Raw genomic sequence first — 23568 nt, 5'->3', positions numbered from 1 at the left:
ATTGAACAAATTGCAATTAAGAAACTGGCATGGTGATTGCATGCACTTTCTTGACGGCATGTTAACCGACCCGGAAAAGGGTCCTAAAGGGGAGCATTCACTATGACCGACAGATTCATGCTTAACCGCCGCCAGATGCTCAAGACCTCCGCCGCGGGAGCCGCACTCGGCCTGGCGTCGGCATCCTTTCCGATCAGCCGCGCCTTCGCCGCCGCCGCCACCGTCGGCTTCATCTATGTCGGCCCGAAGGACGACTACGGCTATAACCAGGCGCATGCCGAGGGGGCGGCGTCGCTGAAGGGCATCGATGGCATCTCCGTCGTCGAGGAGGAAAACGTTCCCGAGACGGTCGACGTTCAGAAGACGATGGAATCGATGATCAACCTCGACGGTGCCTCGCTGATCTTCCCGACCTCCTTCGGCTATTTCGATCCGCACATGCTGGCCATGTGTGCGAAATTCCCCGATGTGCAGTTCCGCCATTGCGGCGGCATGTGGAACAAGGACAAGCATCCGATGAACGCCGGTTCCTATTTCGGCTATATCGGCATGGGCCAGTATCTCAACGGCGTCGTCGCCGGCCACACCTCGAAGAGCAAGAAGCTCGGCTTCGTCGCCGCCAAGCCGATCCCGCAGGTGCTGCTCAACATCAATTCCTTCCTGCTCGGCGCCCGCTCGGTCGACCCGACCATCACCTGCCAGGTCATCTTCACCGGCGAGTGGTCGCTGGCGGTCAAGGAGGCGGAGGCCACCAACGCCCTGGTCGACCAGGGCGCCGACGTCATCACCTGCCATGTCGATAGCCCGAAAGTGGTGGTCGAGACGGCAGCCGGCCGCGGCGCCTTCGTCTGCGGCTATCACGCCAACCAGAGCCCGCTGGCGCCGGAAAAATACCTCACCGGCGCCGAGTGGAACTGGGCCAAGGTCTACAAGATGTTCGTCGACGACCTCATCGCCGGCACGCCGCTGCCCAATTTCACCCGCGGCGGACTGGCCGACGGCTTCGTCAAGATGAGCCCGCTCGGTCCCGCCGTCGGCGAGGCGGCCCGCAAGCAATTCGACGCCACCCTGGCCGAAATGATGAAGGGCGGCTTCTCCGTCATCAAGGGCCCGCTGAAGAGCAACAAGGGCGCCGTCGTGGCGACGGAAGGCCAGGCCTTCGCCGAGACCGCCATCGAGCTCGAAAGCATGGACTATCTCGTCGAGGGCGTCGTCGGCTCGACCGCCTGAAGCCGAGCGCGGAGGCGGGGACCATGACGGATACGACCAGCAGTACGGGGGTGCCGATGCTCGGTGCCAGGGGATATCCGGCGGCGCTCGAATGGATCGCCAGGCGGGCGGAAGCTTTCGTCATTCCGCTCGCGGCACTTCTCGTCGGCATGGTCCTGTTCAGCCTGTTCATTGCGCTGGTCGGCAAGTCGCCGGTCCAACTCTATGAAACCATGTGGCGCGGCGGCTTCGGTTCGTGGTTCTCCATCCAGAACTCGCTGTCGCGAGGAGCACCGCTCCTGCTGGCGGCGCTCTGCGTGGCGCTGCCGGCGCGGCTCGGCCTCGTCGTCATCGGCGGCGAGGGCGCCATCGTTCTCGGCGGCGTCGCCGCCGCTGCCATCGGCGTGGCGCTGAGCGGCGCGCCATCATCAATCGTCATTCTTGCCATGGGCGTGGCGGGCATGGCCGCCGGCGGCATCTGGATAGGTGCCGTCGGCGCGCTCCGCCACTACCGGGCCGTCAACGAAACCATCTCCAGCCTGCTGATGGCCTACATCGCCATCGCCCTGATGAACCAGCTGGTGGAAGGGCCGCTGCGCGACCCGGCCTCGCTCAACAAGCCCTCGACCCAACCGCTCGCCGATATCTACCGCATCGGCAACATTCCGGGCATGGAGGTGCATTGGGGGCTTGCCGTCGGCGTCGTCGCCTGCGTGCTCTCCTGGGTGCTGATCGAAAAGACCCGCTGGGGCTTTGCCGCCCGCATTGCCGGCGGCAATGTCAGGGCAGCGCAGGTGCAGGGGCTGGCCGTCGGACCGCTGATCGTTGGCTTTACCGCGCTTGCCGGCGGCTTTGCCGGTCTTGCCGGCATGCTGGAAGTCGCTGCGGTGCAGGGCAGCGCCAACGGCTCGCTCGCCGCCGGCTATGGCTACACCGGCATCCTCGTCGCCTTCCTCGCTCGCCACAACCCGCTGGCCATCATTCCGGTCGCCATCCTGCTCGGCGGCATCGACGCGTCCGGCGGGCTGATCCAGCGCCGCATGGACCTCCCCGACGCCACCGTGCTGGTTCTGCAAGGCATGCTGTTCATCGTCATCCTGTTCAGCGAAACCTTGTACGGCCGCTTCAAGGCCTTCAATCCCGATTTGTGGCAGAGGGCCTCCTGATGGACGCAACCGAGATCGGCCTCTGGGGCGTTCCGCTCGCCATCCTCGGCGGCGCCATCCGCGTGTCGACGCCCTTTATCTTCGTTTCGCTGGGCGAAGCCATCACCGAGCGCTCCGGCCGCATCAATCTGGGGCTCGAAGGCACGCTCGTCTTCGGCGCCATGACCGCATATGCGGTCGCGGTCATGACCGACTCGCCATGGCTCGGTCTGTTGGCCGCCGCGGCCGCTGGCCTTTGCTTCGGCCTGTTTCATGGCTGGATCTGCAAATTCCCGAAAGTCAACGACATCGCCATCGGCATCGCGCTGATGCTGTTCGGCTCGGGGCTCGCCTTCTTCTTCGGCAAGCCGTTCATCAAGCCGAAGGCGCCCAACCTTCCGGCCATTCCCTTCGGCGACTGGTCCGACATTCCGCAGGTGCAGGCGGCACTCGACGTCAACGTCCTGTTCCTGATCGGTGCGGCACTTTCACTCGTCCTGTGGTGGGCTTTCCGCAACACCCGCGCCGGCCTCATCGTGCGCGTCGTCGGCGACAGTTCCGACGCCGCGCGCGCCATGGGTCTCAACCCCAACACGGTGCGCCTCGTCGCCACCGGCGTCGGCGGCGCGCTGGCCGGCATCGGCGGCGCCTATCTGTCGCTCTACTATCCCGGCAGCTGGACCGAGCGCATCTCGTCCGGCCAGGGGCTGATGGCTGTGGCTCTGGTCATCTTCGCGCGCTGGAACCCGCTTGGCTGCTTTGCCGCTGCCCTTCTGTTCGGCGGCGCCGGCGCGCTCGGGCCGGCGCTGCAGTCGGTCGGCGTCACGCAAGGCTACTACCTGTTCTACGCCGCGCCCTACATCCTCACCCTCGTCATCATGATCGCCACCTCGTCGCCGACCCGTTCGCTTGCCGGCGCGCCGGGCGAATTGTCGATCACCAAGTAACTGGAGTTTTTGCCATGAACGCCAGAGCCGAAATCACCCAGCGCTATATCGACGCCGACCCGTATCCATGGCCCTACAATGGCGAACTTCGCCCGGACAACACGGCGTTGATCATCATCGACATGCAGACTGATTTCTGCGGACCGGGCGGGTATGTCGACCACATGGGCTACGACCTCTCGCTGGTGCGCGCGCCGATCGAGCCGATCAAGTCGGTGCTGTCGGTCATGCGCGCGAAAGGCTACACCATCATCCACACCCGCGAGGGCCACCGTCCCGACCTCGCCGACCTGCCCGCCAACAAGCGCTGGCGCTCGCGCCGCATCAATGCAGGCATTGGCGACCCCGGTCCCTGCGGGCGCATCCTGGTGCGCGGCGAGCCGGGCTGGGACATCATCCCCGATCTCTATCCGGCCAAGGGCGAGCCGATCATCGACAAGCCGGGCAAGGGATCGTTCTGCGCCACCGACCTGGAGCTGATCCTCAACCAGCGTGGTATCGACAACATCGTGCTCACCGGCATCACCACCGATGTCTGCGTCCATACCACCATGCGCGAGGCCAACGACCGCGGCTTCGAATGCGTGATGCTGGAGGATTGCTGCGGCGCGACCGACTACGGCAATCATCTCGCCGCCATCAAGATGATCAAGATGCAGGGCGGCGTCTTCGGCGCGGTGTCGAACTCGGCGTCCTTCGTCGCGCAGCTGCCATGAGGAGGGCGCGATGAGCGACAGCGTCAGAAAAGCCGTCGGTGTCGAGGCCATCGGCACGACCATGCGTTTCGGCGCCTTCACGGCACTGGGCGACGTCTCGATCAACGTGCCGGCCGGCTCTTTCCACGCACTGCTCGGCGAAAACGGCGCCGGCAAGTCGACGCTGGTCAAATGCATGATGGGTTTTTATCACCCGACCGCCGGCGACATGCTGGTCGACGGCCGCGAGGTGGCGATCACCAGTCCGAGGGACGCCTCGGCGCTCGGCCTCGGCATGGTCTACCAGCATTTCACGCTCGTCCCGTCGCTGACGGGCGCGGAAAACCTGGTCATTTCGCGTGGGAAGGTTCCCGGCGTGATCGACTGGCGCAAGGAGCGTGGCGACCTTGCCGTGTTCATGGATCGCATGCCGTTCAAATTGCCGCTCGACGTCAAGGTGGCCGAGCTTGCGGCCGGCGAGAAGCAGAAGCTGGAGATCGTCAAGCAGCTCTATCTCGGCCGCTCCTTCCTGGTGCTGGACGAACCGACCTCCGTGCTCACGCCTGGCGAAGCGCAGGAAGTGCTTGGCCTGGTGCGCGACATGACAAAAGCGGGCGAACTGACCGTACTGATGATCTCGCACAAATTCCATGAGGTGACCGCATTCGCCGACGACATCACAGTGCTGCGCAAGGGCAGGTTGACCGGAACCGGAAAAGTATCGGAACTCTCCCACAGAGAGATGGCGGCGATGATGATCGGCGATCAGCCGATCGCCGCGCTCGACAGCCGCGCCGAGCCCAGGCCAGATGCCGAGATCGTGCTAAAGGTCAAGGCGCTGAAGGCGCCGGACCGCACTGGCCTGAAGTCGATCCGGATCGAAGATCTCGGCGTGCGCTCCGGCGAGGTCGTCGGCATCGCCGGCATTTCCGGCAACGGCCAGAAGGAATTCCTCGAAGTGCTGGCCGGGCAGCGCCCGCGCGACGCCGGCGAAGTCATGGTGCGCGGTGCTGCCTATGCGGCGACCCGGGCCGAGGCGCGGGCGCTCAATGTCCGCCTCATCCCGGAAGAGCCGCTGAAAAACGCCTGCGCGCCGAAGATGACGGTGGCTGAGAACATTTCTTTCCGCACCTTCGACATCGACAGCAATGGCAAGCCGGTGAGCTGGATCAGCGCCAGCGCCATCAAGACATTCAGCGCCAGGCTGGTCGAGCAGTTCAAGGTCAAGACCGCATCGCTTGCCTCGCCGATCGCCTCGCTGTCGGGCGGCAATGTGCAGCGCGCCGTGCTTGCCCGCGAGCTGACCGGCGAAGTCGATCTGCTGATCGTCTCCAACCCGTGCTTCGGCCTCGACTTCTCGGCCGTGGCCGAGATCCGTGCCCGCATCATGAAGGCGCGCAATGCGGGTGCCGCCGTGCTTCTGATGTCGGAGGATCTTGACGAACTGCTCGAGCTTTCAGACCGCATCTTCGTCATGTCGGATGGCGCGCTGGTCTACGAGACACCGATCGCACAGGCCAGTGTCCAGACAATCGGCGAGCACATGGCGGGACATCACTGATGGCGGAAATCGCAGCGCAGCCATTTCCGTTCGCCTTCAAGCAGCGGACCATGGCGCTGGTCGTCATCGACATGCAACGCGACTTCGCCGAACCCGGCGGCTTCGGCGCCAGCCTCGGCAACGACGTCGGCCGCGTGACCGCGATCGTGCCGACGGTGAAGAGATTGATCGAGGGCTTTCGCGCCGCCGGCCTGCCGGTGATCCACACCATGGAGTGTCACAGACCCGACCTTTCCGACCTGCCGCCGGCCAAGCGCAATCGCGGCAATCCGTCGATCCGCATCGGCGATGCCGGGCCGATGGGCCGCGTGCTGATCGCCGGCGAGCCGGGTACGGCGATCCTCGACGAACTTGCGCCGCTGCCCGGCGAGATCGTCATTGAGAAGCCGGGCAAGGGCGCCTTCTATGCAACCTCCTTCGGCGATGCCCTCAAGAGGCTCGGCGCCGAGCAACTGGTCTTTGCCGGCGTCACCACCGAAGTCTGCGTGCAGACGACGATGCGCGAGGCCAACGACCGTGGTTATGAGTGCCTGCTGGCCGAGGACGCGACGGAGAGCTACTTCCCGGAGTTCAAGGCGGCGGCGATCGCCATGATCACGGCGCAGGGCGCCATCGTCGGCTGGACGGCGACGACCGACCAGGTGCTCGAGGGAATAGCCAATGCCTAACCTTGCTTTTGCCGGCCTGCTCGACGGCGGCTGGCGCCATCTGGCATTCGAGCATTTCCGTGACGGCATCACCGTGCACTGGCTTCTGAAGGGTGGTCCGGTGGAACCATCCGTCGCCATCCTGAACTACCGGCCCGGCGCCAGCGTGCCGCGCCACCGCCACGTCGGGCTCGAGACCATCGTCGTGCTGGAAGGTACCCAGGGCGACGAGAACGGCGACTATCCTGCCGGCAGCGTGATCCTCAATCCAGTCGGGACCGAGCATTCGGTGTGGACGACGGACGGTTGCGTCGTGCTGATCCAGTGGGACCTGCCGGTGATCATTCTGGGGGAGACGAAATGAGGGATGTCCACTTCGATATAGAGAGCCTGCACGCGGCCTATCGGGGCGGCGTCGGCGTTGCCGCCGTGATCGCGACGATTTTCGCCCGCATCGAGACAGCTGATGATCCGGGCATCTTCATCCATCTCACCGCCAGGGCGGATCTCCTTGCCGCGGCCGAAGCGCTCGACCCGTTCGACCCGGTGGCAAAACCGCTGTGGGGCATCCCCTTCGCCGTCAAGGACAACATCGACGTCGCCGGCATGCCGACGACGGCGGCCTGCGCCGAATACACTTACTGGCCGGACAAGGACGCCACCGTGGTGGCGAGGCTCAAGGCCGCCGGCGCGCTGGTCGTCGGCAAGACCAATCTCGACCAGTTCGCCACCGGCCTTGTCGGCGTGCGCACGCCTTGGCCAATCCCGCGCAACGCCATCGACCCGGAGCTGGTCCCAGGTGGCTCCTCCTCAGGGTCGGCGGTGGCGACGGCGCGCGGTATCGTCTCCTTCGCGCTCGGCACCGACACCGCCGGCTCCGGCCGCATCCCGGCCGGCCTCAACAACATCGTCGGGCTGAAGCCGACCGTCGGTGCGTTGTCTACGGCCGGCGTCGTGCCGGCCTGCCGCACGCTGGACTGCGTCTCGGTGTTCGCGCTGACCGTCGATGACGCCTATCGGGTGTTCTCGGTCGCAGCCGCGCGCGATGCGGCCGATGCTTATTCGCGCAACATCGCAGTCCAGCCGCTCGCCGCCCGCCCGCCAGTGCTGAGCGTCGGCATCCCGGCAAAAGCCGACCTGAAATTCTTCGGCGATGCGGCGATGCACGCAGGCTTCGAATACTCGCTTGCCATGCTGTCCCGGCTCGGCTGCCGGTTAGTCGAGATTCCCTTCGGCAATTTCTACGCCACCGCCAACCTCCTCTACGAGGGCGCCTGGGTGGCCGAACGCTATGCCGCGATCCGCGATTTTATGGAAGCCAACGAAGCCGCCGTGCATCCGGTGACGCGTAAGATCATCGGCGGCGCCAGGAAGCTGTCGGCGGCGGACGCCTTCCGCGGCCTCTATGCCTTGCAGGCCTACCGGGCCAGGCTCGCCCCGGTCATCGCCTCGGTCGACCTGTTCTGCGTGCCGACCGCGCCGACGCATTACACCACTGCCGCCGTGCTCGCCGATCCGGTCGAGACCAACAGCCGGCTCGGCACCTACACCAACTTCGTCAATTTGCTCGACATGTGCGGCATCGCCGTGCCGACCGGTGCGCGCGATGACGGCCTGCCAATGAGCGTCACGCTGCTTGCGGCCGCCGGAGTGGACGGCCTTGTGGCGTCCGTCGCGCGCGATCTCCATGCCGCGAGCGGTCTCACCCTCGGCGCGACCGGCTGGCGACAGCCGAGCGCACAGCCTGTCGGCGCATCGGCCGAAGACGGCACGATCGAATTGGTGGTGGTTGGCGCTCACCTCTCGGGAATGCCGCTCAATGGCCAGCTCAAGGATGCCGGTGCCCGGTTCTGCCGGGCGATGAGGACGGCCTCTTCATACAAGCTTTATGAGCTCGCTGGCCAGGCCATGCCCAAGCCGGGGCTGGTCCGAGTCGGGAACGGCGGCACTGCGATCGAGGTAGAGGTCTGGCGGCTACCTGCCGCCGCTTTCGGCCACTTTGTGGCCGCCATCCCGCCGCCGCTGGGCATTGGCAGTATCGAACTTGATGACGGCAGCACCGCCAAAGGCTTTCTGGTGGAATCCGTCGGCTTGCTGGGCGCTTCCGACATCTCGTCGTTCGGCGGCTGGCGCCGCTTTCTGTCAGATCGTGCTCCCGCTTGAACACCCGTGGACGGACTTTGCGAAGGCAAGAGCAACTGGCGCCACCGACCGAGGCAGGCTGAATTTCTCAGGTCGGCCCCGACGGGATCCGCATCAACAACGTTAGCCCCGGCGTGACCAGGACCCAATGAACGAACTCCTGCCCGACAGCATGCTTTCCGCCGTTGCGGCGCACGCTGCGTTGAAACGCATCGCGGACCCGAAGATGTCGGCGATGTCGCCGTCTGGCTATGCACGGACGACGTGCGGTTCGTCACCGGCCACAGTATATTGGTGGACGGCGGCTTCAACCTGGCGGGAATCCGCTGAGCATTCTGCGCTTCCCCGCGAGGGTCTGGCTCAAAAGGCCGGAAACCGCGGCTTCTGGCGAGGTGCCACCGCCCGATGCACTACCGACAAAATTGTCTTCTCTAGGTCACATCCGCAGCAGGCCCATCAACCCGTGGGGAGTTGACGGGCAGCGGCATCTGCGGTGTCCTCGGGTCTTGTGTTGAAGGCTATAGCAGCGTTCGGCGCCGCCTTGTGGATAATGTTCACAACGGTTTCGAACAACGGTAGGCCCTTGGGCGGCAGCCTGAGGCCGCCTCCGATCACCACGCAATCATACGCAGCATCGCCCAGCGCTCTTTTGAGTACCGCAAATCCAACGGTATCGGGCGTGATCATGCAGGTATCGCCCTGCCAACCCCGTTCCTCAATCTTCGCCACGCCCAAAGCGATCCCGGCGTTGATCTTTTCGGCATTGAAGCCGGGCGGCAAGGACGGGTCCGAGAAGTCGACGGTTTCAGGTTTCTGGCCGACAAACAGTATTCGCGTCATTGAAATTCTCCATGAAGTTACGGGATTGCGAAAGTGGCAGTCTATCGTTCGGCGACAAGATGTCGCCATTGAGGATTGGTATCTTTTAGCGTTCGGCAATTCACTCGATCCATCACAATTACCGCCTTGCCCGGAACCCGCTTACCGTCTTCCAGGTCGCTGATCAGAGCCGTGGCCTCGGAAAGCCGGGCGGCAGGAGGCCAGAAGCGTTTTCCGCGAGGAGCTGCGCCGGCGTTGGGAAATGAAGGCCAGACTAGCACTACTTTGGCAGACTTTTAGCTTGGATGGGACTGCTGCAGTGCGGGCATTTGGTTGGGGGCGGTTATGCGAGCGCGGAGAGGATGGCTTGCCTGACGGCGGGTAGGCTTGGTTGCAGCGGCGGGCCGAGGATTCTTTTTTCCCCTCTCGCTTGTTTGAGGCGGCGAGATTGCAGGAAGGCGTAGGCAATCATGGTCATTGGGGCGTGGCGGTGAAGGCCGGTCCATGAGCGCCCCTCGAAGCGATCGAGGCCGAGTTCCTCTTTGAGTTGTTGATGCGCCTGTTCGCATACGCGCAAGGAAACCCTCGACAGTGTTGATCTCCTCGTCGTGCATTTCCGGCCGATAGGTGATGCCAATGCTGACGAGATCTCCCAAAAGGACCGTCCTGGGTACGACGGACAAGGCCGACACGTCCTTGAGGATCAATATGGAGACACTGTTCCCTCATTTCGCAACGCCCTTGAACTTGCCTAGGCAACGGAGATCTGACCAAAGCGGCTCCACCTCCAGAGTGGAGCCGTGATTGCAATGCGCCTCATGTCGCTTCCTGATAATCGGCCGCTGCTTTCTATCGCGAAAGCCTTTGCCGGTGACGTGAATTGGAGAGATGAGTGAAGGCAGACGCCTGTCCGTCCGCGACGATCACCCGAAGCATCGCCTCGGCCCCGCGGCGCGCAAGTAGATAGGTGCAGGCAACTCGGTGTGTTATACACGCTGCGTTCTCGGAGCGAGATACGAGATCGATGGATCAGGAAAGGCGTCTTGCCGCAGTCCTCTTAGCTGATGTCGTGGGCACCACGCCGCTCTATGAGCGCATCGGCGACGATGCCGCCTTGCTGCAGGTTTCGTGCTGTCTGGACGCAATGCGAGCGATCGTCGCCCAACACGGCGGTGATTTCATCTACTCGAAGGGCGATGATGTACTCAGCCTGTTCGAGAGCCCGGAGACGGCGCTGGGGGCCGTCTGCCAAATCAGCAGCCAATTGACGAAAGGGCCGTTGATCGCTCGTATCGGATTGCATTTCGGGGCGGTCATTCGCGCGCGGGGCGCGGTATTCGGTGACGTTGTCAATGTCACCGCAAGGTTGTCCACCACGGCCAACCCCGGGGAGGTGCTGATCAGCCAGAGCTTCTTCGAAGCCCTTTCCGCGGGCAGCCGCAAGGCACTGCGGCTCCTCGACAAAATGGACTTCAAGGGGAAGCAAGAACTCTTCGATGTCTATACCCTGGGGGGCGACGATGGAACCCTCAGTACACACATCGCCAGCCGGGGCACCTTTGTCGGCAGGCGCTCCGCCCCGCCGCGGCAGATCAATCTGGTCATCCGGTACGGAGATCAGTTGCGATCCTGTCGAAACAACGAATTCGTGACCATCGGCCGATCCCCGGAATGCAATATTGTCGTCGACCGGGCGTGGGTTTCAAGGCACCACGCGACCTTCACTATTTCGAATGGCAGGGCCCGGCTTGTCGAGCGAAGCTCGTCGGGAACATTTGTGTCGATGGGACCCGGCCATGAAGTATTCGTACGCCGCGAAGATATTCTCCTCTTCGGCTCCGGCGTCATCTCGCCTGGACTGAAGTCGTCCCTCGGCGACGCCCAGGTTCTTCACTACGAAATTGTCTCAGCCTGACCTGGCCGGACTCGTCGGCCGCGACCGGCGTCAAGCTGGTTCGCTGACGCCATCGATGCCGCGTCCTACCGTTTGACAGCCCTTGAGATCGACCCTTCATCGATGGGTGCCAAGGACAAATCTAGGAACGTCTGCTTTCCAAGTTGGACTGCGAAAAGCTGACCTTCCGTTTCGACCCCCCGATCCGGTCATTCGAGGAACCGGTGGCAACTTGGGTCCTGGAATTTTTCAAACTCTCTGCTTGGCCAGTCGAATTGCGCGCGCTGCCCGAGCGAACCTGGGGCGTTAGAATTGATCCACCACTGAACAGCCCGCCATGCTGGCCGGCGAACGAGACACTCGCCTCTGCCATTCTCGACCGGACTTTGCATCATTGTCACGTCATTCAGACAGACGGTCCAACCTATCCGCTTCGCCATATCGAGCAGCGGCTTATGGCCCAAATCGACTTGACTTAGATACGGCCCGTGCGCCAGCCTCGTGCGAGTCCTCCGGCGGGCTGCTCGTCTGCGTCGCCAGGAAATGAGCGCCCAATTGTGATTTGCTCGGCGACGTCGTGACCCACAATGCCTATTTCAGTGAGCCAAATCCCGCAATTCGAGCAACTTCTCACATTTAGCTATGTAATCGCGGCTGTTCGGCAGCGTATCGTTCCTGCGGGTGAGTTGGATCTGGAAAACTACAAGATCCTGCCAGCGGAATGAGGCTTCGGAGGCCGCCAAGTAAAACTCCCACATCCGGCAGAAGCGTTCGTCGTAGATCGCCTTGGCTTTCTCCCGGTTGGCGGCAAAGCGTTGACCCCATTGTCTTAAAGTGTCGGCATAATGCAGGCGCAGGACCTCCACATCGGTGACGACCAGTCCAGCTTCCTCGATCGCCGGCAGCACTTCCGACAAGGCCGGAACATAGCCCCCTGGAAAAATGTGTTTGCGCACAAAGGCGCTTGTCACCGAAGGCGGACCGGAACGGCCGACGGTGTGGAGCAGGGCAACACCATCCGGGTCCAGCAGCGTCGCGCACTTGTCGAAGAAAGTGCCGTAGTGGTTGACGCCGACATGCTCGAACATCCCTACCGAGACTATGCGGTCGAAACGCTCGCCAAGTTCACGATAGTCCTTGACCTCGAAACGGGCGCGGCTTGCCACCCCTTCAGAACGTGCCCGCTCGGTGGCAACGGCATGTTGCTCTCTCGACAGCGTCACGCCCAGCACGTCTGTTTTGAAAGAACTGGCCAGATACAGGCCAAGCCCACCCCAACCCGACCCGATATCGAGCACCTTGAGCCCGGGCTTCAATTTCAGTTTGGCGGCGATATGACGCTTCTTGGCCGACTGAGCCTCTTCGAGCGTCATGTCCGATCGTTGGAAATACGCACATGAGTACTGCATGTCGTTATCGAGAAATAACTTGTAGAGCTCAACCGACAGATCGTAATGCGCTTCGACATTGCGGCGTGAGCGCAACGTGGTATTGATCTGCTGGAAGCGCCGGAACGCATGCCGCATCCGGTCGAGCGCCTTCGTCCATGCCGTATCGATGCCGGCATTGCCGATGTTTTGAAAGACGATGCGCATCAGCCCCAGCACACCGCCTTCAGGAATGTCGACTTCGCCGCTCATATAGGCTTCGGGCAGGGCGAGCATCGGATCGAAGGTTATGGAGCGCTCAGCTCGCCTTGACTTGATGTGGATGTGAGCCGGTTCGCCACTCCCGTCACCGAATTTGTCGACCCGGCCATCCGGCCCGGTGACACGAAGGCTTCCCTGCCGTACCAGCCGTTTAAGAATATGACGCAACATAACGTTCATTGCATTCCGCCCCCGCTCGCTGCAGCCTTTATGAGACGGTCAGATTCCTTGATTAGGCGACGTCGCATGCTCGTCTTAAGGAGGTTTCTCACTGCCCTCCACTCATACAAGTTTAGCAGTCCCGAGCTTGATTCAAATCCCCATTGAACTAGCGGGAAACGAAGCGGGCTAGTTCGGGGGCACTGCCCCTTGGGATCTGGCCGAAATTTCAAATTGACCCAGGCGCAGATAGCCGTTGCCGATGGTGGCTGGCTATTCATTGGCGCCATCGGAACAAAGAGCGGGCCTATCCGGTTTTCAGGTAGGAGAGTGAGACTGATGCCAAGCCAAACCCAAGAGCGGCCGCCGCCGAAGTCCGGCCCAAAGAAGACGCCTGTCCGCCCCCACGACAAGAACGCACCAGAGCCTGAGCATGTCGATCCGCCGCCGCGAGACGTGCGGGAGGCACCGGTACCAAACCCAAACGGCGATAAGAAATCCTAACCATTGGCACCATCGACGATAGGCGCTGCGCTCGCCCTCGTCGCGCTTCAACAGCCAAACCCTCTATAGCCAGCCGCCGGAAAAACCGGCTCTGCGTAACCCCCTGGCGATGGCCGGCACGCGGCGCATCAGTTGCCACAGGAAGTCCGACCGGTAATTCTCGATCATCAAGGCGATTGGCCCCTGGTTGATGCCGACATGGTTTGGCGACACCCAGCCGCTGGACCGGCCGTCGGCAGCTGCGATCGTCGGATTGAAGCTTGCGGTGAAGCCGTAAGGGTTGCCCTCGTGCAAGTCCATCTCTTGGAAATGGCGCAGCGCCGGCAGGACGATCTCCGGCGCAAAAGGTAATGATGTAATCGCCGCCCATGGCGACAGTGTACCGTCATCCGGACCGAAGGGTACGCCGCGCGCCAGATAGCCGTAGAAGCGGCGGCCACCGACAGTCATGCGGCGTTTTGTCGGACCTGGGCCGTCACTGGCTGTGATGCCCCAGCAATTCTCGCCATAGCCACTGAAGCCCTTCGGATTGCGGATGGCGTAATCGCGCTGCAGAAAGGCCGCCTGGCGGCTGTTCTCGAAATAGTCGCTGCTGTGCTTGCGCATGAAAGCATCGCGGATGCTGCGGAAATCGATCCAGATATGCGAGAACTGGTGGATGAAGAGCGGACCGGCATAGACGAGTTCCCGGCTATAGATCTTCTTCCATTTGTAGGTGGATAGCCAAGCTGCGTAGCTCTCGGGCGGCAGCGGATGGGTCGGCGAGCCGAGGCCCAGCACATAGAGGATCAGCGCCTCATCATAGCCTTCCCAGCGGTAGCGCAGGAAGCCCTTCTCGGGCCGCCAGCCGTGGCTGACGGTCGCGCCGCCATTTTGCGCCCAGCGCCAGTCGGCGCGGCGGTAGAGCAATTTGGCGAGCCGGCGGATTTCCAGTTCGGATTCATCGTCGCCGTCAAAATAGGTGCCGGCGGCCAGAACGCCGGCAAGCAGAAACGCCGTGTCAACCGTGGACAGTTCACAGTTCCAGACACGGCGTCCTGTCTTCATATCCAAGAAATGGTAGTAGAAGCCCTTGTGTCCGGTGGCGTCGGGTTCTGGCCCGTGCGGCGCATCCCAGAAGAAGCGAAGCGTGGCGAGCGTCCGTTCAACGGCGGCGGTGCGCGTCGTGAACCCGCGCTCGACTCCGACCGGATAGGACGACAAGGCGAGCCCGACCGCGGCTATGCTGGCGGGAGCCCCTGGAGCGTTGCGGTCGGCGATCAGGCCATTTGCCGCATTGGCCTCTTTGAGAAAATACTCGAAGGACCGGCGCTGGATGTCCGAGAGAAGCTGGTCGTTCAGCGGGTGGTCGCTCGATGCATCCATGGCTGCCGATATAGGCGCTTTCGTTGCGGCTCCCACCTACCGGCCAGTCAATCATAAGTGAGGTCGGCCACATTTCTATCGAAACCGTCGCAGTGCGTGGCTTGTCAATCAAGCCGCTTGAGATCGGTGAAGCCTATTGGGCCGATCGCATAGCGCTTGGGGCGTCCACAGCAGCGGATGGGAGTGCGGCGCAAGCACGGCCACCCGCTGTGCATAGCGCATCACGCCCGTATTGATCGCCTGACCAGATTTCGAGGACAATCATCAGAACGCTCCGCGTATCGTCAAGGATCCAACGCACCGACAATCCTTCTCGTGGCCACTTCCTCAACCGACATGGATATGCTGCTGCGAAGGAGCCTACGGATTTACCGATCGGCCATTTCCATGTGCTGGCAGAAATCGTTGGCGAAGCTTCCACGTACCATCGGCTTGAGGGTCAGTCCATCGGCTGCAGCAATGCAGCACTTGTTTGCAATTGCGACAAGCGATGCAAAGAATCTCGGTCAGCTTGATGGGTGCGTTTGTCGGCGCGTCGCTAATCACGGGGCGCTGCCGGAGCCTCCAATACAAAGGTGGCGCCGCTCACTCGGACCGAGCGTTGCACAAATCTCAGCCGCCAAGTTGACGAAGCCCTCGAAACGCATACCGCGGCAACGCAGGTCACCGCGGCGAAAGCTCTTCAGAGAAAGGGAAACCGGTACTGCGCCAAGAAGAAGGAGGCACAGGGAATCCGGATGCTCGCAAACGCTTTGAAGCTACTTGGAGTGACACCGATCGATCCCGATGCGTGACGCTCAAACCAAGGCGCGTCGCCTGAATCCGTTTTAGCGCGACGCGCTTTAGCGGCCATCAACGCGTCCGTTCCAGCCGATCGCGCAAAATGCTCCATGCGAGCAAGACGTTCGGCGCATAACGGACCACGTTGTGGAACGAGATCGGCGATGGCGGAGCGAAGGGAAGCGGCAAGTCGCCCGCATTCATTCCCCCGGCCCAATCGGCGAGCGCCTTGCCCATGGCCGTAGTCATGGCGATGCCGCGGCCGTTGCAGGCAAAGCCCGCGATCAGTCCCGGACCGAGATCTACGAGGCGCGGCAAGAAATCAGGCTCGACGGCCGCCATGCCGGACCAGGAATATTGCAGCGGCGGGACGTCCGGCAGCTCGAGATGCGTGGCGAGGCGCCGCCAGATCGCTTGCGGCACCCGCGTTTCGGCGCCGGCGCCGACAACATGCATGCCGCCGCTGATCAGCCTGTTCTCGCTGTCGAAGCGAAAAGTCAAAAGGTTGCGTCTCGTGTCGCCGACACCCTGTCCGCCAGGCAACAGCCGGCTGCGTATGGAGCGCGGTAGCGGCGCCGTCGCGATCTGGAATACCCTAAGCGGGATGTAAGTTTTCCCGAGAGCCGGATTGAGCTCCCCACCATAGGCGTTTGTGGCAATCAGAACCTTTCCCGCCCGCACCGATCCCGACGGCGTCTTCAACGTCCAGCCTTGCGCAGTCCGCTCGATCGCCGTCACGCGGCTGTGCTCGAAAATACGGGCGCCAACTTTTTCGGCGGCGTCCGCCAGGCCGCGCGCGTAGGCGACCGGATCGAGCAGGCCGCCGGAACGATCCATCCAGCCGCCGGCATAGCCGCGCACGCCGGTAAGTCGCTCGACGGTTGGGCTGTCGAGCGTGACTGCGGGCCTGCCGCGCGCCGCCCATTGGCCGGCCCGGGCTTTCACCTTTTCGAGGGCCGCAACCGAATGCGCCGGCTGGATCCAGCCGTTCTGCAGGGCGTGGCAATCGATGCCGTGCCGCTTGACGAGGTCGAACACCAGGTCGGCGCTGCCGGCGGCAAAGTCGATCAGGCGTCCGCCGTGGTCCTGGCCGAGATGGGCGATGATGGCGGACGGATCCATCTTGGCGAAATTCGGCACGACGAAGCCGGCATTGCGGCCCGTCGCCCCCCAGGCGATGATCTCTGCTTCCAGGAGAGCAACGGAAATACCTCTCTCGGCAACGTGGAGTGCGGTCGACAGGCCTGCGAAGCCGCCGCCGACGACGGCGAGGTCGACGTCGAGCCGTCTTTCAAGCGCTGTCCGGACACGGTGATCGGGAGCGGTGGCATGCCAGAGCGATAGGCCGGTTGATCGCTGCGTCCGGCTCATGGGCCGCTGCTCTCCGGGGCTCGGCCCACAGCCTTCGTCGTGCGAACGCGGCGCGGCCTCTCGCCGAGCAGGCCGCTCGGCCTGACCAGCAGGATGACGCATAGCATCATGCCAATAGCGACGATCTGCAGGGCGGCCGCGCGCGCCTGCTGCTCAGGCGAGAACAGCACGCTGGTGAACGCGCCCGAGCCGGCCCATATCGCCCAGACCAGTACACTGCCGGCAACGGCGCCCAGGTTGTTGCCTGAGCCGCCGACGATCAGCATGACCCAGACCTGGAAAGTGAGGATCGGCAGGTAGTTGTCCGGCGCGATGAAGCCGATGAAATGCGCCTGCAGCGCGCCGGCGAGCGCCATGATGGCGCCGCCCACCGCGAAGGCCTGCACGCGGTAGAAGCGCGCGCTCTTGCCGAGCGAAATCGCTGCACGCTCATCCTCGCGCAGCGCCTTCAGGACGCGGCCCCACGGGCTGCGGGAGAGATGTTCGAGCGCGAGGTATGCGGCGAGCGTCACCACCGAGACGATGGCGAGGTTAGACAGGTTGAAGAGCAGCGGCGTTTCGGCGAGGCCGCCGAAGGGCCGCGGAATGAAGCCGATACCGAAAGGGCCTCCGGTGAGCTTCTGGGCATTGAGCGCGACCAATTGCACGACCACCGCAACGCCGAAGGTGGTGATCGCCAGGTAATCCGATCTAAGACGCAGCGTGGCGATGCCGGTCAGCGCCGCGGCAAGGCCGCCCACCACCATCGCGCCCAGCCAGCCGATGAGGATCGGCAGCTCGAAACCGCCAAGCCGCGCGGGATCGGCCGGCGTGGTGAGCAGCGCCGAGGTGTAGGCGCCGATCGCGACAAAGCCGGCGAGCCCGACATTGAACAGGCCGGTCAGCCCCCATTGCAGGTTCAGCCCCAGCGTGATCAGCGAAAAGATCAACGCCGTGGTCAGGAAGAAGGCGCCGTAGCCGACGAGATCGATCATCGTTCGCGAACCCCGAAGAGGCCGATGGGCCGCACAAACAGCACTGCCATCAGGATGATGAAGGAAACTGCCGCGCGCCATTCGGCGCCGATCAGTTGCACGGCGCCGGCCTCGGCCAAGCCGATGATCAACCCGCCAAGCACGGCGCCCGGCACGCTGCCTATGCCACCCAGGATGGCGGCGGCAAACATCGGCAGCAGCATGTCAAAGCCCATGAAGGGTCGGATCTGGATGAGAATGCCGATCATGACGCCGGCCACGCAGGCCAGTCCCCCGCCGATGATCCAGGTGACACGCACGACCTTGGCGACGTCGATGCCGACGACGCGGGCGAGCGCCGCGTTCTGGCTGAGCGCCTGCATGGCGCGACCTGTCTGCGTGCGTGTAATCAGGAGATGGACGCCCGTCACCAGGAGGGCCGTCAGCAGGAGCAGGGCGATCTGATCCGGGGTGATGCGGATGCCGAACCCGATCGGCGTGGCGATCTGTATGGCCCGGCTGAAATAGGTCGGCCGAGACGTGAACGTGAATTCGAGCAGGCTTCTCAGCGCCATCGAGGCGCCGAAGCTGGCCATCACCACGATGATGGCCTGGCCCTGCTTGCGCAGCCGGGAAAACAGCACCAGGTCGAGCAGCAGCGCGAGCAGCCCGGTGAAGGCCATCCCGACGACGAGCGCGACGATCAGCGGCCAGCCGAAGGAGAGCGAGCCGATCGGTGCGACCTTGCCGAACATTGCGCCGATGGCGCCGACGACGGCGAGCGTCGCGTAAGTGCCCCAAGCCATGAAGTCGCCATGCGCGAAATTCGAGAAGCGCAGGATCGAATAGGTCAGCGTGACGCCGATGGCGCCCAGGCCGATCATCGAGCCGGTCAGCAGTCCGTCGACGATGAATTGCAGGCTCATGCAGCGCTCCCCTTGCCGGAGGATATGGCCTTGCCGTCGCTCTTCGGGCGCTGACCAAGATAGAGCTCCGCGACCACCGGATCGTTCCAGAGTTCGGCGGCGGCGCCTTCGTGCCGGTCCTTGCCTTCGACCAGCACATAGGCGCGGTCGCCTATGGCAAGCGCAGCCTTGGCATTCTGTTCGACCAGAAGGATGGTGACGCCGGATTTGCGGATGGCGGAGAGCATCTCGAACACCATGGCGACGAATTTCGGCGAAAGGCCAGCCGACGGCTCGTCGAGCACCAGCACCTTCGGACGCACGATCAGCGCCCGCGCCACCGCCAGCATCTGCCGTTGCCCGCCCGAGAGGTTGCCGGCTGCCGTTTTTCGCTGCCGCTCGAGATCGGGGAAGGCCGCATACATCTCCGCGATGCGCGCCGGGATTTCGCGTGGCTTCAGGATGCCGCAGGCAACCTTCAGATTGTCTTCCACCGACATCAGCGGAAAGACGTTCTCGGTCTGCGGCACGAAGGCGAGCCCGAGGCGGACCATGGTATGGGCGGGCGCCGAAGTGATGTCCCTGCCGTCGAGCAGCACGGTGCCGCGGCTGATCGGGACGAGGCCGGCGACTGCCTTGATCAGGCTCGACTTGCCGGCGCCGTTCGGGCCGAGAACGACCACGATCTCGCCCTTGTTGACGGTGATCGAGGCGCCGCGCACGATGGGCACGCCGGGCTCATAGCCGGCTTCCAGATCGTGGACTGCCAGCACGACGTCGCTCATGCCGCGCCTCCGAGATAGGCTTCAATGACGCGCGGATCGCGCGCCACCTCGTCGGCCGTTCCTTCGCATAGCAACTCGCCGCTCGCCATGACCAGGACGCGATCACAGAGGCGCGTCACCATGTCGATGTTGTGCTCGATCAAAAGGAAGGTGATGCCGCTTTTGTTGATGTCGCGAATGCGGTCGATGATGACTTCGAGCAGCGTGGCGTTGACGCCGGCCGCGGGCTCGTCAAGCAGGATGATCGCCGGATCGGCCATCATCACGCGGGCGAGTTCGAGCAGCTTGCGCTGGCCGCCTGAGAGCACGCGAGCCGGCTCGTGCGCCAGCCGCGAAAGCGCGACAAGTTCGAGAAGCTCGGCGGCCTTCCTCGCGGCTGCCTTCTCCTCGGTGGCGACCCGCCACGGCACAAGGAAGTTGGCAAGCAGCCGCTCTCCGCTCTGTCCCTGCGCGGCGAGCATGACGTTTTCGACCAGCGTCAGGTTGGGCAAGGGCCGGGGGATCTGGAACGTGCGGCCGAGGCCGCGGCCGATGCGGCGGTGGGCGGCTTCGCCGGAGACGGGCACGCCGCCGAGATAGATTTCGCCGCTGGATGGCAGGATGCTGCCGGCGAGCAGGTCGAACATCGTCGTCTTGCCGGCACCGTTCGGGCCTATCAGGCCGAGGATCTCCCCCGGACGGACATCGAAAGAGACATTGTTGACAGCGACAAGCCCGCCGAAGCGCCTGACGACATTCTTCGCCGCCAGGACCGGCGTCTGGGCCTCCGCCCCATGCCGCTTTTCCGTCTCTCCCATCATTTCCTCAGGCCGGAAACGTTCATCGCTTCCTGAATTTGATATGTGATCACACTTGCTTTGATCACGCTATTCGGCTTTAATTTTCTCCGCAAGCCGAAAACGGGCCGGCCCGCCAAAAAGGGCCCCCGCCAAAAAAGGGCTAGAGTCGGGAACGCCATGCAAAAGGCAGCCGTGGAGCGCAATAACGAGGTTCTCGCCGCGCAGCTCGCGCCCGTCGGTCGCGAGACCGTGCAGGACCGCGTCTATTCGGAGCTTCGCCGCGCGCTCATCGGCGGCCTCTTCGAGCCAAGCCAGGTGCTCACTATCCGCGGCCTTGCCGACGCGCTCGTCACGTCGACGATGCCAGTGCGCGAGGCGCTCGGCCGGCTGATCACCGAAAAAGCGCTGGAGGCGCTTCCCAACCGCTCAGTGCGCGTGCCGCCGATCACGCTGGAGCGCATCGATGACCTGCTGCGCGCCCGTGTCCTCATCGAGGGGGAGGCGATCTCGCTCGCCGCCTCCCGCATGGGGCCGCGCCAGATCGCGACCATCGAGGCCCTGCTGCGCGAATGGGACGAGATCCGCGCGCTGAAGCACAAGAAGGACGTCGACCGGGAGGTGACGCTCAACCAAAGCTTCCATTTCGAAATCTATCGTGCCTGCGGCTCGGCGGTGCTGATCCCGATGATCGAGAGCCTCTGGCTGCAATCCGGACCGTGCATCCGCGTCGCCATCTACGCCTTTTCCGAAGCCGGCGAGGTGGACACCGCACATTATCACCGCAGCATCGTTGCCGCGCTTGCGGCGCAGGACGCGCAGGCCGCGCGCGAGGCGCTGGTGGCCGACATCAGCCGTCCCTTCGCCTTCCTGCGCGACAAGCTGCAATCCAGGGCCAGAACGGAGTGACATGACAAGACGCGCCATAAAGCTCACCGAGCCGCGCTCCGGCCTGTCGGCAACAGCGCTTCTGCAGTCGGAGAAGGCGCCCGACAACGCTGGCTTCCTGTGGGCCTATCTGGAAGAGCCGCGCGTGGTTGCCGGCATTCACGCCATGTGGACGGGTCCCGAGATCTCCTGCCCGATTCCACCTGCCCATCTCGAGAACCAGCCTTATGCGCGGCCCTTGCCGGCGGAGAATGCGACGTTGACGCCCCAGCCCGGCGACATCGTGCTCTCCTACGTGCCGGCGCGCATGTGGGGCGGCAACCCCAACGCGATCTTCGACATCGGCCTGTTCTACGGGCAGGGCGCGCGTTTGCTGTTTCCGATCGGCTGGCTGGCTGGAAGCGTGGTGGCCCAAGTGCTGCCTGAGCAGCGGGAACAGTTTGCAGCGGCCTGCGGCATCATTCGTCGCAACGGCGCCTGTGACGTCACCTTTACGCGGGCGGAGGCATGAATGGCTGAGCGCGACGACAGCTTCGAACTCTTCGACCTCCGCGTCGAGGCGGTCATCCCCGAAGGCAAGCCGATCTATTGCGGTGCCAAGCCGGGCGATCATTTCGAGCTCAGGGGCGAGATGCTGTCCATGCCGCCAGGGCAGGGCTTCTCGATCTATTCCATCGCCGCCGTCCTGCCTTTGCTGGCGGCAAAGCAGCGCCCGACGCACCCGAACGACTGGATGACGTCGGATGCAGAGATCGCTTGCCCAGATCCCAACTGTGCAAGCCGGCTCAGGATCGTTCGGCTTGGCAAGCGGCGCTTCAGCCACGCCCAAGCCACGGCAGTGCCGCTGCCGCCCGACGGTGAAGACAAGAGCGAGGACAAATGATGGCAAAAACGTTCGAGCTCAGCCCCGGCTACACGGTCTCGCGCGTCATCCGCGGCGGCTGGCAGCTTGCCGGCGGGCATGGCGCGATCGACCGGCAGCAGGCGGTTAGCGACCTGATCGCCACCTTCGATGCAGGCATCTTCACCTATGACTGCGCCGACATCTACACCGGCGTGGAAGAACTGATCGGGGCCGCCCGGCTGCGGCTCGCCAACGAACGCGGCCTCGACGTTGCCGCCCGGATGAAGGTGCACACCAAGCTGGTGCCCGACCTTGAGTGGCTTGCCAGCATCAGCCGCGACTACATCAGCGGCATCGTCGACCAGTCGCTGCGGCGGCTCAAGACCGAGCGGCTCGATCTCGTGCAATTCCATTGGTGGGACTATTCGCAGCCCCGCTACATCGACGCGATGGGCTGGTTGAACGAGATACGTGCCGAGGGCAAGGTGCGCAATGTCGGCACGACCAATTTCGATACGCAGCGCCTGTCCGAAATCCTGTCGGCCGGCGTGCCCGTGGTCAGCCAGCAACTGCAATATTCCGTCCTCGACCAGCGTCCGGCGAAGAGCCTTGCAGGTCTTGCCGTGGAGAACGGTGTCAGCTTCCTCTGCTATGGGTCCGTGGCCGGCGGCTTCCTCAGCGAGAAATGGCTGGGTGCCGCCGAACCATCGATGCCGCTCGAGAACCGCTCACTGATAAAGTACAAGCTGATCATCGACGATTTCGGCGGCTGGGACCTGTTCCAGCATCTGCTGGGAACGTTGAAGGCAGCAGGCGACCGTCACGGCGTCGACATCGCCACCATCGCCAGCGCCTGGGTGCTGGAACAGCCTCAGGTGGCGGCTGTCATCGTCGGTGCCCGCAACCAGGCGCATGCGCTCGCGAACGCGCGGATCATGGAGGTCGTGTTGTCCGCGGAGGACATGTCGGCCATTGCCTCGGCGATTGCCGAGAGCCCCGGGCTCGAAGGCGATGTCTATGCGCTGGAACGAGACCGTCGCGGCCGCCACGGCTCGATCATGCATTATAACCTGAACGCCGGCAGGAAATGAGCACGGCCATGGACGTTTCGCTTCTTTCCCGTGCCAGCGCCGAGGTTGTCGATCTGCACCGCTTCTTCGTAGACTGGTTCGACAGGAGGCGAGCCTGCACGACCGATTTCGCCCGGTTCGAGCACGTGATCGGGGAAGGATTCTCGATGATCCCCCCGAGCGGCCAGTGGCTCGATCGCGACGCGGTGCTCGACCATGTCCGAGCCAGCCGCGCAACTTTCGACGGCGACTTCGCCATTTCGATCGAAGACATCCGGCCCGGATGGGGGACGGGCGACGTGATTGTCCTCACCTATATCGAGGCGCAGCGGCACGCCGGCAAGCAGAGCCGGAGGCGGTCGAGCGCCGTCTTCACCACCAATTCATCGGCACCGAACGGCGTCGAATGGCGACATCTGCATGAAACCTGGCTGCAGATGCCGGAAGACTGAACAGGCAA

The 23568-nt window shown here is 63.6% G+C and carries 23 protein-coding genes and 3 pseudogenes; 17 read left to right on the top strand and 9 right to left on the bottom strand.

The features are described from left to right. Positions 1–102 precede the first annotated feature (102 nt). From ACWGS9_RS15310 to ACWGS9_RS15270, 9 genes and pseudogenes are all read left to right on the top strand, one after another. Positions 103–1230 (top strand): BMP family ABC transporter substrate-binding protein, encoded by a 1128-nt coding sequence (locus tag ACWGS9_RS15310; RefSeq protein WP_454506042.1) that lies wholly within the window; start codon positions 103–105, stop codon positions 1228–1230. A gap of 56 nt (positions 1231–1286) precedes the next feature. After that, complete coding sequence (locus tag ACWGS9_RS15305) at positions 1287–2375, top strand: ABC transporter permease (protein ID WP_454506118.1); 1089 nt, start codon at positions 1287–1289, stop codon at positions 2373–2375. Then, positions 2375–3301, top strand: coding sequence for an ABC transporter permease (locus ACWGS9_RS15300; protein ID WP_454506041.1), 927 nt, complete (start codon positions 2375–2377; stop codon positions 3299–3301). The genes ACWGS9_RS15305 and ACWGS9_RS15300 overlap by 1 nt, the downstream gene beginning before the upstream one ends. A 14-nt stretch (positions 3302–3315) precedes the next feature. Then, positions 3316–4017, top strand: a complete 702-nt coding sequence (biuH, locus tag ACWGS9_RS15295) for a biuret amidohydrolase (RefSeq protein ID WP_454506040.1) — start codon at positions 3316–3318, stop codon at positions 4015–4017. A gap of 10 nt (positions 4018–4027) precedes the next feature. Then, on the top strand, positions 4028–5557 hold the full coding sequence (locus ACWGS9_RS15290; protein WP_454506039.1) for an ABC transporter ATP-binding protein: 1530 nt from the start codon (positions 4028–4030) through the stop codon (positions 5555–5557). Next, positions 5557–6225: a cysteine hydrolase family protein gene (locus ACWGS9_RS15285; RefSeq protein ID WP_454506038.1), complete on the top strand. Its 669-nt coding sequence runs from the start codon at positions 5557–5559 to the stop codon at positions 6223–6225. Before ACWGS9_RS15290 ends, ACWGS9_RS15285 begins: the two co-directional genes overlap by 1 nt. Next, positions 6218–6568, top strand: a complete 351-nt coding sequence (locus ACWGS9_RS15280) for a cupin domain-containing protein (RefSeq protein WP_454506037.1) — start codon at positions 6218–6220, stop codon at positions 6566–6568. The genes ACWGS9_RS15285 and ACWGS9_RS15280 overlap by 8 nt, the downstream gene beginning before the upstream one ends. Then, positions 6565–8367 carry an allophanate hydrolase gene (gene atzF / locus ACWGS9_RS15275; protein WP_454506036.1) on the top strand — a complete coding sequence of 601 codons (1803 nt, stop codon included), beginning with the start codon at positions 6565–6567 and terminating at the stop codon, positions 8365–8367. The genes ACWGS9_RS15280 and atzF overlap by 4 nt, the downstream gene beginning before the upstream one ends. A 207-nt stretch (positions 8368–8574) precedes the next feature. Next, positions 8575–8676, top strand: a pseudogene (locus ACWGS9_RS15270) (SDR family oxidoreductase); the annotation flags it as partial. 126 nt (positions 8677–8802) lie between these two features. On the opposite strand, the gene ACWGS9_RS15265 reads toward ACWGS9_RS15270, so the two are convergent. Next, positions 8803–9186: a hypothetical protein gene (locus ACWGS9_RS15265; RefSeq protein WP_454506035.1), complete on the bottom strand. Its 384-nt coding sequence runs from the start codon at positions 9184–9186 to the stop codon at positions 8803–8805. Between the two features lie 275 nt (positions 9187–9461). Then, positions 9462–9739: pseudogene (locus tag ACWGS9_RS15260) on the bottom strand (IS701 family transposase); the annotation flags it as partial. Positions 9740–10189: 450 nt separating this feature from the next. Between ACWGS9_RS15260 and ACWGS9_RS15255 the strand changes: the two are divergent. Together ACWGS9_RS15255 and ACWGS9_RS15250 are read left to right on the top strand one after the other, a co-directional pair. Further along, complete coding sequence (locus tag ACWGS9_RS15255; protein ID WP_454506034.1) at positions 10190–11080, top strand: adenylate/guanylate cyclase domain-containing protein; 891 nt, start codon at positions 10190–10192, stop codon at positions 11078–11080. 203 nt (positions 11081–11283) lie between these two features. Beyond that, entirely contained in the window at positions 11284–11538 is a 255-nt protein-coding gene (locus tag ACWGS9_RS15250; protein ID WP_454506033.1) for an ATP-binding protein, read from the top strand. A gap of 117 nt (positions 11539–11655) precedes the next feature. On the opposite strand, the gene ACWGS9_RS15245 is transcribed toward ACWGS9_RS15250, so the two are convergent. Together ACWGS9_RS15245 and ACWGS9_RS15240 are read right to left on the bottom strand one after the other, a co-directional pair. Then, complete coding sequence (locus ACWGS9_RS15245; RefSeq protein WP_454506032.1) at positions 11656–12888, bottom strand: class I SAM-dependent methyltransferase; 1233 nt, start codon at positions 12886–12888, stop codon at positions 11656–11658. Positions 12889–13434: 546 nt separating this feature from the next. Further along, a complete protein-coding gene (locus tag ACWGS9_RS15240) occupies positions 13435–14736 on the bottom strand; it encodes a glucoamylase family protein (RefSeq protein ID WP_454506031.1) in 1302 nt (433 codons plus the stop codon). Positions 14737–15226: 490 nt separating this feature from the next. Between ACWGS9_RS15240 and ACWGS9_RS15235 the strand changes: the two are divergent. Then, a pseudogene (locus ACWGS9_RS15235) lies at positions 15227–15530 on the top strand (hypothetical protein). A gap of 58 nt (positions 15531–15588) precedes the next feature. On the opposite strand, the gene ACWGS9_RS15230 reads toward ACWGS9_RS15235, so the two are convergent. Genes ACWGS9_RS15230 through ACWGS9_RS15210 form a run of 5 tightly spaced genes read right to left on the bottom strand, consistent with a single transcriptional unit; the run spans position 15589 to position 20327 of the window. Continuing rightward, positions 15589–16887, bottom strand: coding sequence for an NAD(P)/FAD-dependent oxidoreductase (locus ACWGS9_RS15230; RefSeq protein ID WP_454506030.1), 1299 nt, complete (start codon positions 16885–16887; stop codon positions 15589–15591). Further along, positions 16884–17861 (bottom strand): branched-chain amino acid ABC transporter permease, encoded by a 978-nt coding sequence (locus tag ACWGS9_RS15225; protein WP_454506029.1) that lies wholly within the window; start codon positions 17859–17861, stop codon positions 16884–16886. The genes ACWGS9_RS15230 and ACWGS9_RS15225 overlap by 4 nt, the downstream gene beginning before the upstream one ends. Beyond that, positions 17858–18766 carry a branched-chain amino acid ABC transporter permease gene (locus ACWGS9_RS15220; protein ID WP_454506028.1) on the bottom strand — a complete coding sequence of 303 codons (909 nt, stop codon included), beginning with the start codon at positions 18764–18766 and terminating at the stop codon, positions 17858–17860. The genes ACWGS9_RS15225 and ACWGS9_RS15220 overlap by 4 nt, the downstream gene beginning before the upstream one ends. After that, positions 18763–19530: an ABC transporter ATP-binding protein gene (locus tag ACWGS9_RS15215; protein ID WP_454506027.1), complete on the bottom strand. Its 768-nt coding sequence runs from the start codon at positions 19528–19530 to the stop codon at positions 18763–18765. Before ACWGS9_RS15215 ends, ACWGS9_RS15220 begins: the two co-directional genes overlap by 4 nt. Beyond that, a complete protein-coding gene (locus tag ACWGS9_RS15210) occupies positions 19527–20327 on the bottom strand; it encodes an ABC transporter ATP-binding protein (RefSeq protein ID WP_454506026.1) in 801 nt (266 codons plus the stop codon). Before ACWGS9_RS15210 ends, ACWGS9_RS15215 begins: the two co-directional genes overlap by 4 nt. A gap of 159 nt (positions 20328–20486) precedes the next feature. Between ACWGS9_RS15210 and ACWGS9_RS15205 the strand changes: the two genes are divergently transcribed. The 5 genes from ACWGS9_RS15205 to ACWGS9_RS15185 are packed head-to-tail and all read left to right on the top strand — an operon-like array spanning position 20487 to position 23560. Beyond that, a complete protein-coding gene (locus ACWGS9_RS15205; RefSeq protein ID WP_320308077.1) occupies positions 20487–21215 on the top strand; it encodes a GntR family transcriptional regulator in 729 nt (242 codons plus the stop codon). A 1-nt stretch (position 21216) separates the two neighbouring features. Then, positions 21217–21705 carry a DUF3830 family protein gene (locus ACWGS9_RS15200; RefSeq protein WP_454506025.1) on the top strand — a complete coding sequence of 163 codons (489 nt, stop codon included), beginning with the start codon at positions 21217–21219 and terminating at the stop codon, positions 21703–21705. Next, positions 21706–22077: a TIGR04076 family protein gene (locus ACWGS9_RS15195; protein ID WP_454506024.1), complete on the top strand. Its 372-nt coding sequence runs from the start codon at positions 21706–21708 to the stop codon at positions 22075–22077. Then, positions 22074–23129, top strand: coding sequence for an aldo/keto reductase (locus ACWGS9_RS15190; RefSeq protein WP_454506023.1), 1056 nt, complete (start codon positions 22074–22076; stop codon positions 23127–23129). The genes ACWGS9_RS15195 and ACWGS9_RS15190 overlap by 4 nt, the downstream gene beginning before the upstream one ends. 8 nt (positions 23130–23137) lie before the next feature. Then, positions 23138–23560, top strand: a complete 423-nt coding sequence (locus ACWGS9_RS15185) for a DUF4440 domain-containing protein (RefSeq protein WP_454506022.1) — start codon at positions 23138–23140, stop codon at positions 23558–23560. Positions 23561–23568: the final 8 nt, after the last annotated feature.

It is taken from the genome of Mesorhizobium sp. Arg314, from assembly GCF_053714275.1.
Note: the sequence above shows the minus strand (reverse complement) of the source record. Positions and strands in the feature narration are given on the sequence as shown.